Source organism: Burkholderia sp. Bp8991, from assembly GCF_003853795.1.
GTDB lineage: Bacteria > Pseudomonadota > Gammaproteobacteria > Burkholderiales > Burkholderiaceae > Burkholderia.
In genome coordinates, this window is the sequence record NZ_QTQJ01000044.1 from 39032 (window position 1) to 53015 (window position 13984).

The window sequence follows — 13984 nt, forward strand, 5'->3', positions numbered from 1 at the left end:
CCTTTCACGTGCAACTGGAGTCAGTCGTGAGTTCTCAAGTCGTCATCGTCGGCGGTGGTGTGATCGGCAGCTCGATCGCCTATTTCCTGCGCGCTACCGATCCGACGGTGTCCGTCACCGTCATCGAACGCGATCCCACCTATGCGAAATCGTCGTCGGCGCTGTCGGCCGCGTCGATTCGCCAGCAGTTCTCGACGCCGCTGTCGATCGAGATGTCGCTGTTCGGGATCGACTTCCTGCGCACGATCGGCGAGCGGCTCGAAGTCGACGGCACGCGCCCGTCGATCGATCTGCATGAAGGCGGCTACCTGTTTCTCGCGACGCCGGCAGGCGATGCGACGCTGCGCGAGAACCATGCGCTGCAGACGAAGCTCGGCGCCGATATCCGGTTGATGGATCGCGACGCGCTGCGCGCGAAGTTTCCCTGGCTGAACGTCGACGATCTCGTGTCGGGCGCCTATGGCGCGAGCGGCGAAGGGTGGTTCGACGGTTACGGGCTCGTGCAGGCGCTGCGCAAGAAGGCGCAGGCGCTCGGCGCGCGGTATGTGCCGGCCGATGTGACCGGCGTCGTGCGCGATGGTCGCAAGATCACGCACGTGGTGACGAACGACGGCGAGCGCTACGCATGCGACACGCTCGTCAACGCGGCCGGTGCGTGGACGCGCACGCTGTCGTCGATGATGGGCATCGACATTCCCGTGTACGCGCGGCGTCGCAGCATCTTCAATGTGTCGTCGCCGGCGAAGCTCACCGATTGCCCGCTGCTGATCGATCCGACCGGTGTGTATTTCCGGCCGGAAGGACGCACGTACATCTGCGGGACGTCGCCGAGCCCCGATCGCGACCCCGACGACCTGCCGCTCGACGAGGTCGATCACGACCTGTTCGACGAGGTGATCTGGCCGACGCTCGCGAATCGCGTGCCGGAGTTCGAAGCGCTGCGCGTGGAGAACTGCTGGTCCGGGTACTACGAGTACAACGTGTTCGATCACAACGCGATCATCGGGTATCACCCCGAGCTCGACAACGTCGTGTTCGCGAACGGGTATAGCGGGCACGGGCTGCAGCAAGGGCCCGCGACCGGGCGTGGGGTGAGCGAACTGATCCTGGGCGGGCGATATGAATCGCTCGACCTGTCGTCGCTCGGCTGGGAGCGTGTGCTCGAAAACCGGCCGATCGTCGAAAAGAACGTCGTGTAGCGCGGCGTGACCGCCCGGTGTGTGGTGGGCGGGATTCTCCTTGTGTCTCAATCTGATTGGCCCGGCTTTGCCGGGCTTTTTTTATCGGAGCGGGAGGCCGGAGGCGTGGTTCCGGCGCGAGCGGCTCAGGCCAGCAAGCAGGCGATCAGATCGTGCGTCGTGCGCACCTCGTACTTCCTCAACAAGCTCGCGCGATGAATATCGACCGTGCGCGGGCTGATGTTCAGCTCCTTGCCGATTTCCTTGCTGGTGAGCCCGTGAACCAGGAATGCCGCGACGTCGCGCTCGCGATCGGTCAACGTGCTGGCGACGTCGGGATGCTTCGCGTCGCCCGACAGGTCGGTGAAGGTCCAGATGGCCAGCTCGAAAGGCCGCTTCGGGTTGTAGCCGAAGCCGCACACGGTGACCCAGAAATGGCTGCCGTCGATGCGGCGCATGATGCGATCGTCGCTGAACCCCGCACGCTTCGCGAGCAGCGGCGCGAGGCGACGGCCGGTCGTCGCGAAGTCCTTCTGCTGCGGATACAGCTTCGCGAACGATTGGTCGATGATGTCGTCGCGGGTCGCCCTGAACAGTTGCAGCGCCTTCTCGTTGCAGTCGATCATGATGCGCTCTTTCGCCACGATCGCGGCGACGGGCAGATGCCTGAAGAGATCTTCGTAGTCGAGGCTTGGCATCGTGTCGGTCATGTTCGGCATCGGGTCGGCGGGTCCGAACCGTGGTCGGACCCAGGCTATCGGGCAGGTTCGCTCCTGTCGGATTGTAGCCGTAGCGCTTGCAGCACATTCAACCGACGTGAAAGACGCAGCAGTCGTGCCCTTCGCCCGCGCACCGGAGTTCGGCCGAATGCGCACGCGGGCCCTTGCTCGCCGTGTCGGGCGCGGTGTCGTTGACCCAGTCCATTGCGCCGGCGAACCAGCCCGCGAACATGTAGCAGAGCTTGCCGTGCTTGTCGGGCTGGGCCAGCACGAAGGACGAGTGATGCAGATGGATGCGCGCGTGCGACGTCGCCGGATCGGCTTCGGCAATGCTGAACACGCCCCAGCCGCGCTGCGACAGCCGCTTCAGATAATGTTCGAACACGGCCATGCCGGCGATGCCGTGCTGCTTCGCCTCCTTGTCGCACCAGTGATAGGCTGACTTGTAGCCGGCCTTGTAGAGAATCGACGCGTAGGCTTCGCGGCCGAGCGCCTCTTCCACGGCGACATGATTGTTCGTGAAGAAATGGCGCGGCACGTACAGCATCGGCAGCGCGTCGGTGGTCCAGACACCGGTGTCCGGATCGACGTCGATCGGCAATTGTGGCTGCATGGCGGGTGCGTGGTGCGTTCGTGTCGTGTGATTCAACCGTTCCAGACTTCGCCGAACACCCGCAGCCAGTTCTCGCCCATCACCTTCCTGATGCGCGACTCGCTCCAGCCGGCGCGTTGCATCGCGGCCGTCAGGTTCGGGAATTCGCCGATCGTGCGGATGCCTTCCGGATTGACGACCTTGCCGAAGTCCGTCAGGCGGCGATAGCGGCCCTTGTCGTGCGTGATCCAGTCGAAGAACTCGGTGCTGTAGCCCTGCGTGAAGTCCGTGCCGATTCCGACCTTGTCCTCGCCGATCACGTCGATCACGTATTCGATCGCTTCGAGATAATCGTCGATGGTCGCGTCGGCGCCGCGTCGCAGGAACGGCATGAACATCGTGACGCCCACGAAGCCGTTCGCCTCCGCGATCTCGCGCAGTTGCTCGTCCGTCTTGTTGCGCGGATGTTCCTTCAGCGCGGACGGGCAGCAGTGCGAGTAGGTGACCGGTTTCTTCGAACAGGCGATCGCGTCGGACGAGGTTTTCGCGCCGACGTGCGAGAGATCCACCATGATGCCGACGCGGTTCATCTCCTGGATCACTTCGCGGCCGTAGCCGGACAACCCGCCGTCCGGTTCGTAGGAACCCGTGCCGACGAGGTTCTGCGTGTTGTAGCAGAGCTGCACCACATTCACGCCGAGTTCCTTGAACACTTCGATATAGCCGAGGTTGTCCTCGAACGCATATGAGTTCTGGAAGCCGAGGATGATGCCGGTCTTGTTCTCCTTCTTCGCGCGCAGGATGTCGTCCGTCGTGCGCACCAGCGTGAGGATTTCACTGTATTCGCGGATCTGCTGCTTCATCTCCGCGATGTTGTCGATCGTCTTCTGGAAGTCTTCCCACACGGAGACCGTGCAGTTGACGGCCGTGACGCCGCCCTTGCGCATGTCTTCGAACACCGATCGCTCGAAGCGGGAGATGTTCAGGCCGTCAATGATGATGCTGGCATCGTGAAGGCTCGTCATGGTGTTTCTCCATGCGTTGGTTTAGTCAGCCCCGTTTGCATGAGCGGGGCGTGTACTCAAACCGCGCCTTCGACGCCGCGCTTGGCGGGCCGGCCGGTTCTCGCGATTGCCGGACCTGCGTCTTCGAGCGCCGTCTTCGACGTTTCCGGCAGGGACAGGCCGCCGATCATCGCCAGGATCGACACGGCGATCAGGTAATAAGCGGGCGACAGGTTGGTCCCCGTCGCCGAGATCAGCCACGTGGCGACGAGCGGCGCCGTGCCGCCGAAGATCGTGTACGCGAGGTTGTACGTGATCGCCGATGCGGTATAGCGCGTTTTCGTCGCGAACACTTCCGACATCAGCGGTGCCGTCACGACGCCCGAGAACACCGCGCCGATCGCAAGCAGCGCGACGCCGGCCAGCGATTGCGACAGCACGCCCGAGCCGCCCAGCGAGAACGCCGGATACACCGACACGATGATGAAGAGGCCGGTCGTGGCGATCGTCGCGCGGCGGCCGACGAGGTCGGAGAAGAAGCCGGCGACCGGGCACAGGGCCGCGGCGAAGAAGAGGGCGAGCACCGTCACCAGGAGCGACGTGCCGCGAGACAGGTGCCCGGCCACTTGGAGGTAGGTCGCGAAATACGTGGTGAACGTGTAGAACGACAGCGCCGTCACGGACACGAACGCGCCGAGCTTCAGGATATTCAGCGACTGCGAACGCAGCGTTTCCATCAGCGGCGCATGCGCGATGTCGTGCTTGCCTTCGAGTGCCTGGAACGCGGGCGTTTCATTCAGGTTGACGCGCAGGTACACGCCGATGAGGCCGACCGGTGCCGCGATCAGGAACGGCACGCGCCAGCCCCATTCGACCATTGCCTGCGACGACAGCGACGATTCGAGCAGATAGGCGACCACGGCCGCGCAGGCGAACGACGAGAAGGTCGACACCGGCACGAAGCTGCCGAAGAACGCGCGGCGGCGGCGCGGTGCGTGTTCCATCACGTACGCGCATGCGCCGGCGTATTCGCCGCCTGCCGAAAACCCCTGGACGCAGCGGATGATCGTGAGCAGCAACGGCGCCCAATAACCGATGCTCGCGTAGGTCGGGAGCAGGCCGATCAATGTGGTCGAGCCGGCCATCATAAGGATCGTCAGCGCAAGCGTGCGCTTGCGGCCGATCCGGTCGCCGATGACGCCGAAGACCAGGCCGCCCAGCGGGCGGAATGCGAAGGCCACCGCGAAGACGGCGAACGTCTTCAGGAGACCGACCGTGGGATCGCCGCTCGGAAAGAATTCGCGCGTCAGGATGGTGGCGAGAAAGCCGTATGCGGCGAAATCGAACCACTCGACGAAATTGCCGATCGAGGCTGCGGCGATCACGCGTCGTAGCGTGCTGGTATCGACGTCCTGGGTGGTCATGGTCGTGTCCTCTTCGTAGGTGTGGTTCGGTTCGCGTCGAAAACATCGTAGGGACGCCAATTACCTAGGTCCATACGTGTCAATTACCTAGGTAATCGGGGGCGGGGCGGGGGGCGGCTGCCGGCCGGCGTTGCCGGAGTTGAATAAGGGAGCGTGGAGGCTAGACTGGAAGTTCCCCATGCACACCATGGAGGGAGACATGACGACCATCTATGTCGTGAAGACCGGGCTTCAGTTCCTCTGTACCGGCGAGGACGGCGACATCGGCATGGCACCGGAGATCGAGGAAGCGATGTCCTTTCTTTCGTATGAAGAAGCGAAAAAGGTGGCGAGCGAGAACGCCGATCCGGGGTACGAGATTCTGGCGGTCGATATTGAGTGCCGCTGATGGGGAGTTTCGCGGCGAGGGCTCGATGACGGAAGATGCCTCGGGGGCGCGCGCATCTTGGGGCTAGATGCGGCGTCGCTTCCGTGCGGCCATCAACGCATGTAGCGGCACACCACCTGTGACAACTGCCACGGCCGCGAACCGCCGTGAAGCGCCAGCACGTACCGGTCGAAAACCGTCGAACGTACTCTATTTATCCGCGGAGCACGGCCGCATCACGTCCCTCAATCGATGATCAAACCGCAAGACATGATGCATATGGGTATCGGTTGCCGATATCGATCGCTTTGAGCAATCTTGTAGCCCTTGGGCTACATCGGTGCCTGTTTCATCAATTTTTGTATCCCTGGGGATACAAAATCGCGGATGGCAATTTGTGCCTCGGGGATCGGTGATTGAAGCCGCCGGCTTCTCGGATACGGGCACGGCCGACAATGGAAGAGAAGTGATCGGGCGCTCGGAATTGCCTGGAGAGCGCGGGAAAGGGAGTTGATGCGGGCCACCGAGCAACACGGCGAGCGCCGCCCATTTGATGACCAAACCGCAAGACCTAGTGCATAGATATCGTTTGCCGCAGCGTTAATGACTATCGACAATCGTGGCTCGAATTCCCGCCGTTGGCGCCAGAAGCGCCTGGCGGGCGGCACCTGTCGGCTATCCCGGCCGTCGCTGCCATCCAGCTCACGACGACATGTACGCGTTCACGCCTTCATTCCAGAATCCTGCCGGTTCGCCGATCCGCGAGCTGTTCAAATACCTCTCCGAGCCGGGGATGATTTCGTTCGCCGGCGGTTACCCGGCCAGCGACCTGTTCGACGTCGACGGCCTGAACGCCGCCGCCGAACGCGCATACGCCCAGCCGGTCCGCTGCCTGCAATACGGCCCGACCGACGGCCTCGCCGAACTGAAGCAGCAACTGATTGCGTTGATGGCGCGCCGCAACGTGACGTGCACGCCCGCCGAACTGCTCGTCACGACCGGCTCGCAGCAGGGCCTCGATCTGCTATTGCGCGTGATGGTCGGCCCCGGCGACGTCGTGCTGACCGAACAGCCGGCGTACCCGGCGACGCTGTCGGCGATGCGTCTGCAACAGGCGCGCATCGTCACGATCCCCGTCGACGGCGAAGGGCTCGACGTCGACCGCCTCGCGTCGCAACTCGCATCCGGCGCGATCGCGCAGCCGAAGCTGCTCTACACGGTCCCGACCTTCGCGAACCCGACCGGCGCGACGCTCACGCGCGAACGCCGGCTGAAGTTGCTGCGCCTCGCGGTGCAATACCGTTTCCTGATCGTCGAGGACGATCCCTACGGCGACCTGCGTTTCGCGGGCGAACCGGTGCCGTCGATGCTTGCACTCGCGAACGACGTCGAAGGCGCGCGCGACTGGATCGTGCATTTCGCGAGCCTGTCGAAAATCGTCGCGCCGGGGCTGCGCGTGGGCTGGACGATCGCGCCGGCCGAAATCGCGCGGCGCTGCGTGATCGCGAAGCAGACGGTCGACCTGTGCAGCACGCCGTGGACGCAAGCCACCGCCGCCGAGTATCTCGCCGACGGCGCACTCGAACGCCATCTGCCGCGCATCACGGCGGCCTACCAGCGCAAGTGCGACGCGATGTGCGACGCGCTGCGCGACGGTCTCGGCGACGCGATCACGTTCCATCGTCCCGAAGGCGGGATGTTCGTGTGGGCGCGCATCGGCGCGGTGTCGTCGGACGTGCTGCTGCAACAGGCGATCGCGAACAAGGTCGTCTTCGTGCCGGGCAAGGCGTTCTTCGCGGACAACGTCGACGCGGCATCGCTGCGGCTGTCGTTCGCCGCGCCCGATGTCGACGCGATCCGGGAAGGCGTGGCGCGCCTCGTGCGCGCGTATGGTGCGGCGCTGGCCGCGTGAGGAGACACACATGAACATCGTCATCAACCACACCGCATGGATGGACGAAGCGCCGGGCATGGCCGATATCCGTCCCGTCGCGCACAAGTCGTCGCAGATCGGCGCGGGGCCGCAGTACGTGGCCGACGTACTCGGCCGCTTCGGCGCGGAGTCGACCGACACGCGCGACGCCGCACCGGCCGTCCTCGGCTACAACTGAACCGCGCGGCGGCGGGCTCGCAAGGAAAGCTCGTCGCCGAAACGGTTAAGCTGTCGCGATCGAATCGCGCAGGATCGCCACGCCATCATGTCGGACACCGACTCCCCTTCCGAATCGCTGACGGAGACGTACGACCGCCTTTGGTCCTGCCTCGAGTCCGGCGTCGGCACGCAGCGCTCGCCGTTCACGATGCTGCAGGCCGCGACGCTCGGCCTCGATGGTGCGCCGAAGGTGCGCACGATCGTGTTGCGGCAAGTGAGCCGCGCCGATCGCCTACTGTCGTTCCATACCGATGCGCGTTCGGAGAAGGTCGCGGAATTGCGCCGTGACGCGCGTATCGCCATCGTCGCGAACGATCTCGATTCACTCGTGCAGATTCGCGCGGAAGGCGTGGCATCGATCTGCGACGACGAAGCGCAACCTCGCGCGGTCTGGCAATCGAGCCGTCCGCATACGCTGCTGCTGTATCGCGCACCGCTGCGCCCCGGCACGCCGATCGGGTCGCCCGAAGAGGCGCACGTCGCGGCAGGCGCAACCACAGGCACAGCGGCCATCGACGACGGTTACCGGAACTTCTGCCTGCTCCACGTCACGGTGACGCGCGTCGACTGGCTCGAACTCGCGCGCAGCGGCCATCGCCGCGCGGTGTTCGACGTGAACGACGACGGCTACGAGGGCCGTTGGGTCGCGCCCTGACGGCGACGTCCGCGTTTCCGCTACAAACCCGTACAAGTCAGACAAATCCCGGATACATCAGACCTTTCAAATGGGCAACGCCGCGTGACCGGCGCGCGCCCGAATGAAAGCGAAGGCGCGCTCCGACGCGCGGCATGTTCACTTTCCACTTCACGAAAGGAGATGCCGAACGATGTCTTCCACACCGTTTTCCCCGACGCGTCGCCACCTGCTGGCCACTTCCGTGGCCGCCGGGGTCTCCGCGATGCTGCCCACCGCCGCGCTGCGTGCGGCCACTGGCGGCAACGGCATACGCCCGTTCACCGCCCATATCCCCGACGACGCACTGGCCGACCTGCGCCGCCGCCTTGCCGCGACGCGCTGGCCGGGCCGCGAGACCGTCGCCGACGAATCGCAGGGCGTGCGGCTCGCGCGCATGCAGGCGCTGCTGCGTTACTGGGGTACCGAATACGACTGGCGCAAGGGCGAGGCGCGCCTGAACGGCTTTCCGATGTTCATCACCGAGATCGACGGGCTCGACATTCACTTCATCCACGTGCGCTCGCGGCACGCGAACGCGATCCCGATGATCATGACGCACGGCTGGCCCGGTTCGATCTTCGAGCTGCTGAAGGCGATCGGCCCGCTGACCGACCCGACCGCGCACGGTGCGAGTGCCGACGATGCGTTCCACGTCGTCGTGCCGTCGCTGCCGGGCTTCGGTTTCTCGGGGCGTCCGGCGAAGACGGGCTGGGGCTCCGACCACATTGCGCGTGCCTGGGGCGAGCTGATGGCGCGGCTTGGCTATACGCGCTTCGTGTCGCAGGGCGGCGACTGCGGCTCGGTGATCTCGCACCGGATGGCGATGCAGCGCGTGCAGGGCCTGGCCGGGATTCACGTGAACATGCCGGCGACGGTGCCGCCGGACATCGCGACGCTGCTCCAGACCGACGCGCCGGCACCGGCGTCGCTGGCGCCGAAGGAGAAGGCCGCGTACGAGAAGCTCGCGACGTTCTATCGCGACAACTGCGGCTACTCGGCGATGATGGTCACGCGTCCGCAGACGGTCGGCTACGCGCTGGCCGATTCGCCGTCGGGTCAGGCCGCGTGGATGTACGACAAGATCTCGCAGTGGACCTACAGCGGCGGCGTGCCGGAACGGTCGATCCCGCGCGACGAGATTCTCGACGACATTTCGTTGTACTGGCTGACCAACACGGCGACGTCGGCCGCGCAGATCTACTGGGAGGATCACTCGAACAACTTCAACGCAGTGGACATCTCGCTGCCGGCGGCGATCACGGTGTTCCCGGGCGAGATCTACCAGGCGCCGCGCAGCTGGGCCGAGCGCAGCTATCACAACCTGATCTACTTCAACGAAGTCGACAAGGGCGGGCATTTCGCGGCTTGGGAGGAGCCGGAACTGTTTGCCCGCGAAGTGCGTGCCGGGTTCCGGCCGTTGCGTCGCGCGTAAGCGTGGCTTGACGGGAAAACGCGGGCCGGTGGCGATGCCGGCTCGTGTCGCGCGTCGCGCGCGGCCGACCGCGAACACCCGTTTCCGCCACGATTTTGAATCGCTGTATGTCGTACCCGGACACAGATACGTTGGGATACAAAGCGTCCGGGCGGTTCGGATATAAAACCGGTGAAGCGATTCACACGGCGGCGCGGTGCGATGCGCCGCCGCCGTGAATGGCGATACCGCATAGCCCGCACGTGCCGCGGGCCCCTTTCTTACCGATCGACAATGGAGAACGCGTCATGCCTGATACCGTCAACACCCGCCGCCGCCTGATTCTGGGCACGACACTCGCCAGCCTGAGCCTGGCCGACCTCGGGTTCGGCTCGCTGGCGCGCGCGCAGTCGGCGCCCGATGCGTCGACGCCGAAGCGCGCGGCCGGCGCGGCGTCGCTCGGCAAGATCCACCAGATCGACGCGGGCGTGCTGAACGTCGGGTATGCGGATCTCGGGCCGAAGAACGGTCCGGTCGTGTTCCTGCTGCACGGCTGGCCGTACGACATCTACAGCTACGCGGAAGTCGCGCCGTTGCTCACGGCGGCCGGCTATCGCGTGATCGTGCCGTACCTGCGCGGCTACGGATCGACGACGTTCCGCTCGGCCGACACGGTGCGCAACGGCCAGCAGGCGGTGACGGCCGTCGACATCGTCGCGCTGATGGATGCGCTCAAGATCGACCGCGCGGTATTCGGCGGCTACGACTGGGGTGCGCGCACGGCCGACATCATCGCGGCACTGTGGCCGCAGCGCGTGAAGGCGCTGGTGTCGGTGAGCGGCTACCTGATCGGCAGCCAGGAGGCGAACCGCAAGCCGCTGCCGCCGCAAGCGGAACTCCAGTGGTGGTATCAGTTCTACTTCACGACCGAGCGCGGCGCGCTCGGCTACGCGGAGAATCGTGATGCGTTCAACAAGCTGATCTGGCAGCTCGCGTCGCCGAAGTGGCAGTTCTCCGACGAGACCTTCGCGCGCAGCGCCGCGTCGTTCCAGAACCCCGACCACGTGGCCGTCGTGATCCACAACTATCGCTGGCGCCTCGGGCTCGCGCAGGGCGAAGCGCAATACGACGACATCGAGCGGAGGCTCGCGGCCGGCCCGGCGATCACCGTGCCGACGATCACGATGGAAGGTGATGCGAACGGCGCGCCGCATCCGCAGCCGGCCGCGTATGCGAAGAAGTTCACCGGCAAGTACCAGCACCGGACGATCACCGGTGGCATCGGCCACAACCTGCCGCAGGAAGCGCCGCAGGCGTTCGCGGATGCGATCCTGCAAGTGGAGAATCTGTGATGCAGGCAGGTACCTCTGGTGTCGTGCATCGCGGCGCGCGCCGTGCGCTCGTCGCGGGTGGGCTGCTGGCCGGTGCGTTGTCCGCGAGCGGCCCGGCCGCTTTCGCGGAGCAGCCGAAGCCGGCCGCGTCGCCGATCTACGGCGTGACGATTCCGCCCGGCTACCGGAAGTGGGAAATGGTCGCGCCGGCCGAGGAAGCGGCACCGCTCGACGAATTGCGCGTGGTGCTCGGCAACCCGGTCGCGATCCGCGCGCTCGAACAGGCGACGCTGCCGTTTCCGGACGGCGCGATCCTCGTGAAGCTCGCGTACAAGCGCAAGCAGTCCGACGAGTTCGCGTCGGCGACGGTGCCCGGCCAGGCGACGACCGTGCAGGTGATGGTGAAGGATTCGCGTCGCTATGCATCGACGGGCGGCTGGGGCTTCGGGCGCTTCATCAACGGCGTGCCGGCCGATATCGGTCAGCACCAGACCTGCTTCGCGTGTCATCAGGCGCGCGTGAAGAATCACGACTATGTGTTCACGCGGTTTGCGCCTTGAGGGGGCGAGCGTGGCGGAACCGGCGAATGCGTGTCGTGTGGGGTACGCCGTTCGCCGTTCACCATCGTTCTGATCGCCGGTGCCGAATTGCGGGTGGCGCGGCGGAGCGGCCGAGCGAACCCGGTCGCCAACGATTGCGCCGCCGCGTAGTTTGCGTCACCACGAATAGCCTTGCATGCCGTAGTCGGTGTCGTGTCGACGACCCCACCAGGGGAGGTAGGCGTTGTTGCCGCCGCGTGCGCGGAACCAGTCTTGGTCCGGATCGATCGGCGTGAGCTTTGACGGTGGTCTGACGACGACGGCGACGGGGTGCTCAGGATCGGTCGTGCCTGCGACCAAGGCGTTACCGCCGAAGTGGTTGATCCGGCCGATCGCGAGTGCGACGTCGGTCAATGCGCTGCCGGTTCCCATGTCGCCGAGCAGGGCGGCCGTGTTGAACGTCTGATTCGTGTGGTCGTATTCCGGAAGGGTTTCCGTCAACGTCCGCGCGAGCGAGACAACGCGTAACGACGCTGCGTCGCTGGGTACACCTGCGTCGTGGACGATGTAATTCAGGTCCGTGACCGCGACACCGGCGTTGCGTGCTGCTTCGTCGATCGTGGCTTTCCATGCCTGCACCGTTCGCGTCGTGCCGACCTTCGGCGAAAAATCGTGCGTGTTGCCGGTTGCGGCCTTGCCGATCCAGGCGAGCGGTTCGCGCTCGGTGTTGAAGTTCGGGCCCGCGAGGAACAGCACGACGAGGTTCTCGTTGATCTGCGCATCCGTGGGCGGGAAGTTCGGGGCGTCCCAGTTCATCGCCCAGACGGTCTTGTCGGGGTTCGCCTGCAAGTAGTCCAGCGCGTTGTTCAGCGACGTGAAGCCGGCGTTTGCGCCGCCTTGGGTGATTTGCACGTCGGGAGGCGTGTCGCGGCTCCAAAGCGTCTTGGGTGACGGCGGGCCAATTTCGAAGAAGTTCATCATCCGGTCGACCATGCGCGACTTGGCAAAGGCCGGATCGAGTCGGGGCGGAACGGCAGCTTCGACGCGTATGCCGGCGAGTTCGCGCCAATGGCCTTGGTTTTCTGGCTTTACCGTGTAGAAGTAACCTGAGTTGCTAAAGTAGCGCGAGCGCAGGAGGAGAATGAACTTATCAATGTACTTCGCGTAGAAGCCCTTGAACGTTTCCTCGCCCTCGTTGCCGTAAACCAATGCTCCGATGGAGCGAAGTGACGAAAATTTTTCGGGCTTCGTGCGCACCATGTCGTCATTCTTGTTCGGTTTGGTAAGCCCTTGCGCCCACAACAATTGCCATTCGGTGGGGTAGTCCATCCGTTGCAACGGATTCAACCACATCAGCCCGACAACCTGAGCGGTGAATGGCATCGCCGGATCTTCGGCTGCTGGTGTTGAATTCGCCGCAGGCTCTCTAACAGGGGCGGCGTGTGCGGAGCGCATCGTGGCCGTAGTGAAGAGAAACACCGTGAGCGCAGCCAGTCCAGGTACAACAAAGTATCGTTTCATCCAATCCCCTACTTCCAAATGTGCCGGGTCGGGTTGTTCTACATGAGCCATCAGCGAGGCCATGAGAACAGTGGTGATTAACCAAACCGAAATGGCAACGGCGATACGTCGTGGTCGCGTAGTAATCAGTGCCCTCATACGGCACCTCCGACCTTCAAATAAAGCTGACCTTCCCGCTCATCCACGATCGCGAGCGGCATCTTGCCTTCGCTTTTCTCGGTGTGTACCCATTCGGGGAGATGTGTTCTATCGAGAGTTCCAGACGCAAAATAGTCGGCGTACTTCTTGTTCGGATTTTCCAAGGGGATTCCATCCCCCATCCTCCAATCCGCCTCTATACGCAACGCTTTGAGTTGCTTCTCCGTTACGTAGCACAAGCCCACCGCGACGTCATACGCAAGCGCCTTTTCGGCATGCTCGGGATTGGTCATCGTCGTGGAGTGATTCGTCGGGCTGTTGGTCGCACCGCGATCGAGCCAATCGACTATCTGTTTGTCGCGCCAATCCTTGTAGCCTTCGGGCATCGCGCTCTTGCCGTCCTCGCCGATCACGTGGCCGTCGCCGTCGAGCCATTCGGTGTTCAATGTCCGGCGCGCTTCCATGCGCATCAGCGCGCGGTCCTCGTAACGTTGTCCGGCTTCCGTTGCGGCCGTACCTCGGGCGACGCTGTCCTCGTTCTTTGCCTTGTACTGGTCGTACGGATCGTCAGCGCGCTTGTCTGCATCGCTCTTGTTCGCGTCGCGCCAAGCAGCCGGCGGATCGTTGCCTTCGTTGAAGTCGCTGATCGCGTCGCCGTCCTTGGTCTCGACTGACTTGCCGAATCGCAAGGCCTTCGGCGGGAATGGCTCGTCAAGCGCCGGAGCATCCGCCACCACTGTCCAGCCCTTCGGCGGATCGGCGTTCACGCGGAGCATGTTCAATGCCGAACTGATGCCGGTCACGACGAACATGAGTGGCGCAGTCACAAGCGTTGCCGCCACGCCCAGAACCGATTCATTTCCTTTGACCGCGCCGACGAGATTGAATTTGGCCGGCGGCGACGGCGGATACCAGAACCCCGGCTTCGTTCC

General features: G+C 64.4%; 13 protein-coding genes and 1 pseudogene. 8 read left to right on the forward strand and 6 right to left on the reverse strand.

All coding sequences use genetic code 11. From position 1 onward, the window contains the following. Positions 1–26: 26 nt before the first annotated feature. Entirely contained in the window at positions 27–1199 is a 1173-nt protein-coding gene (locus DIE02_RS32345; protein ID WP_124489279.1) for an FAD-binding oxidoreductase, read from the forward strand. A gap of 125 nt (positions 1200–1324) precedes the next feature. On the opposite strand, the gene DIE02_RS32350 is transcribed toward DIE02_RS32345, so the two are convergent. From DIE02_RS32350 to DIE02_RS32365, 4 genes and pseudogenes are all read right to left on the reverse strand, one after another. After that, on the reverse strand, positions 1325–1897 hold the full coding sequence (locus DIE02_RS32350; protein WP_124489280.1) for a PAS and helix-turn-helix domain-containing protein: 573 nt from the start codon (positions 1895–1897) through the stop codon (positions 1325–1327). A 388-nt stretch (positions 1898–2285) separates the two neighbouring features. Then, positions 2286–2510, reverse strand: a pseudogene (locus tag DIE02_RS36510) (DUF5943 domain-containing protein); the annotation flags it as partial. Between the two features lie 32 nt (positions 2511–2542). After that, positions 2543–3514 (reverse strand): dipeptidase, encoded by a 972-nt coding sequence (locus tag DIE02_RS32360; protein ID WP_124489282.1) that lies wholly within the window; start codon positions 3512–3514, stop codon positions 2543–2545. A 56-nt stretch (positions 3515–3570) separates the two neighbouring features. Then, complete coding sequence (locus tag DIE02_RS32365; RefSeq protein WP_124489283.1) at positions 3571–4917, reverse strand: MFS transporter; 1347 nt, start codon at positions 4915–4917, stop codon at positions 3571–3573. 199 nt (positions 4918–5116) lie between these two features. On the opposite strand from DIE02_RS32365, the gene DIE02_RS32370 reads away from it, so the two are divergent. From DIE02_RS32370 to DIE02_RS32405, 7 genes are all read left to right on the forward strand, one after another. Then, the gene (locus DIE02_RS32370) at positions 5117–5305 is read left to right on the forward strand and encodes a hypothetical protein (protein WP_124489284.1); all 189 of its coding nucleotides are present in this window, start codon (positions 5117–5119) and stop codon (positions 5303–5305) included. A 691-nt stretch (positions 5306–5996) separates the two neighbouring features. Continuing rightward, positions 5997–7196, forward strand: coding sequence for a PLP-dependent aminotransferase family protein (locus tag DIE02_RS32375; protein WP_124489285.1), 1200 nt, complete (start codon positions 5997–5999; stop codon positions 7194–7196). A gap of 10 nt (positions 7197–7206) precedes the next feature. Then, positions 7207–7395, forward strand: a complete 189-nt coding sequence (locus tag DIE02_RS32380) for a hypothetical protein (protein WP_124489286.1) — start codon at positions 7207–7209, stop codon at positions 7393–7395. An 87-nt stretch (positions 7396–7482) separates the two neighbouring features. Next, positions 7483–8091, forward strand: a complete 609-nt coding sequence (locus DIE02_RS32385; RefSeq protein WP_124489287.1) for a pyridoxamine 5'-phosphate oxidase family protein — start codon at positions 7483–7485, stop codon at positions 8089–8091. 172 nt (positions 8092–8263) lie between these two features. Then, complete coding sequence (locus DIE02_RS32390) at positions 8264–9544, forward strand: epoxide hydrolase family protein (protein ID WP_124489288.1); 1281 nt, start codon at positions 8264–8266, stop codon at positions 9542–9544. A 287-nt stretch (positions 9545–9831) separates the two neighbouring features. Continuing rightward, positions 9832–10875, forward strand: a complete 1044-nt coding sequence (locus tag DIE02_RS32400; RefSeq protein WP_124489290.1) for an alpha/beta fold hydrolase — start codon at positions 9832–9834, stop codon at positions 10873–10875. Continuing rightward, positions 10875–11414 (forward strand): cytochrome P460 family protein, encoded by a 540-nt coding sequence (locus DIE02_RS32405; RefSeq protein ID WP_124489291.1) that lies wholly within the window; start codon positions 10875–10877, stop codon positions 11412–11414. Before DIE02_RS32400 ends, DIE02_RS32405 begins: the two co-directional genes overlap by 1 nt. 156 nt (positions 11415–11570) lie before the next feature. On the opposite strand, the gene DIE02_RS32410 is transcribed toward DIE02_RS32405, so the two are convergent. Together DIE02_RS32410 and DIE02_RS32415 are read right to left on the reverse strand one after the other, a co-directional pair. After that, positions 11571–13052 carry a virulence factor gene (locus DIE02_RS32410; RefSeq protein ID WP_260427353.1) on the reverse strand — a complete coding sequence of 494 codons (1482 nt, stop codon included), beginning with the start codon at positions 13050–13052 and terminating at the stop codon, positions 11571–11573. Then, positions 13049–13984, reverse strand: a 936-nt coding sequence (locus DIE02_RS32415) for a hypothetical protein (RefSeq protein ID WP_124530192.1), incomplete at its 5' end; no start/stop codon positions are given. The genes DIE02_RS32415 and DIE02_RS32410, both read right to left, overlap by 4 nt.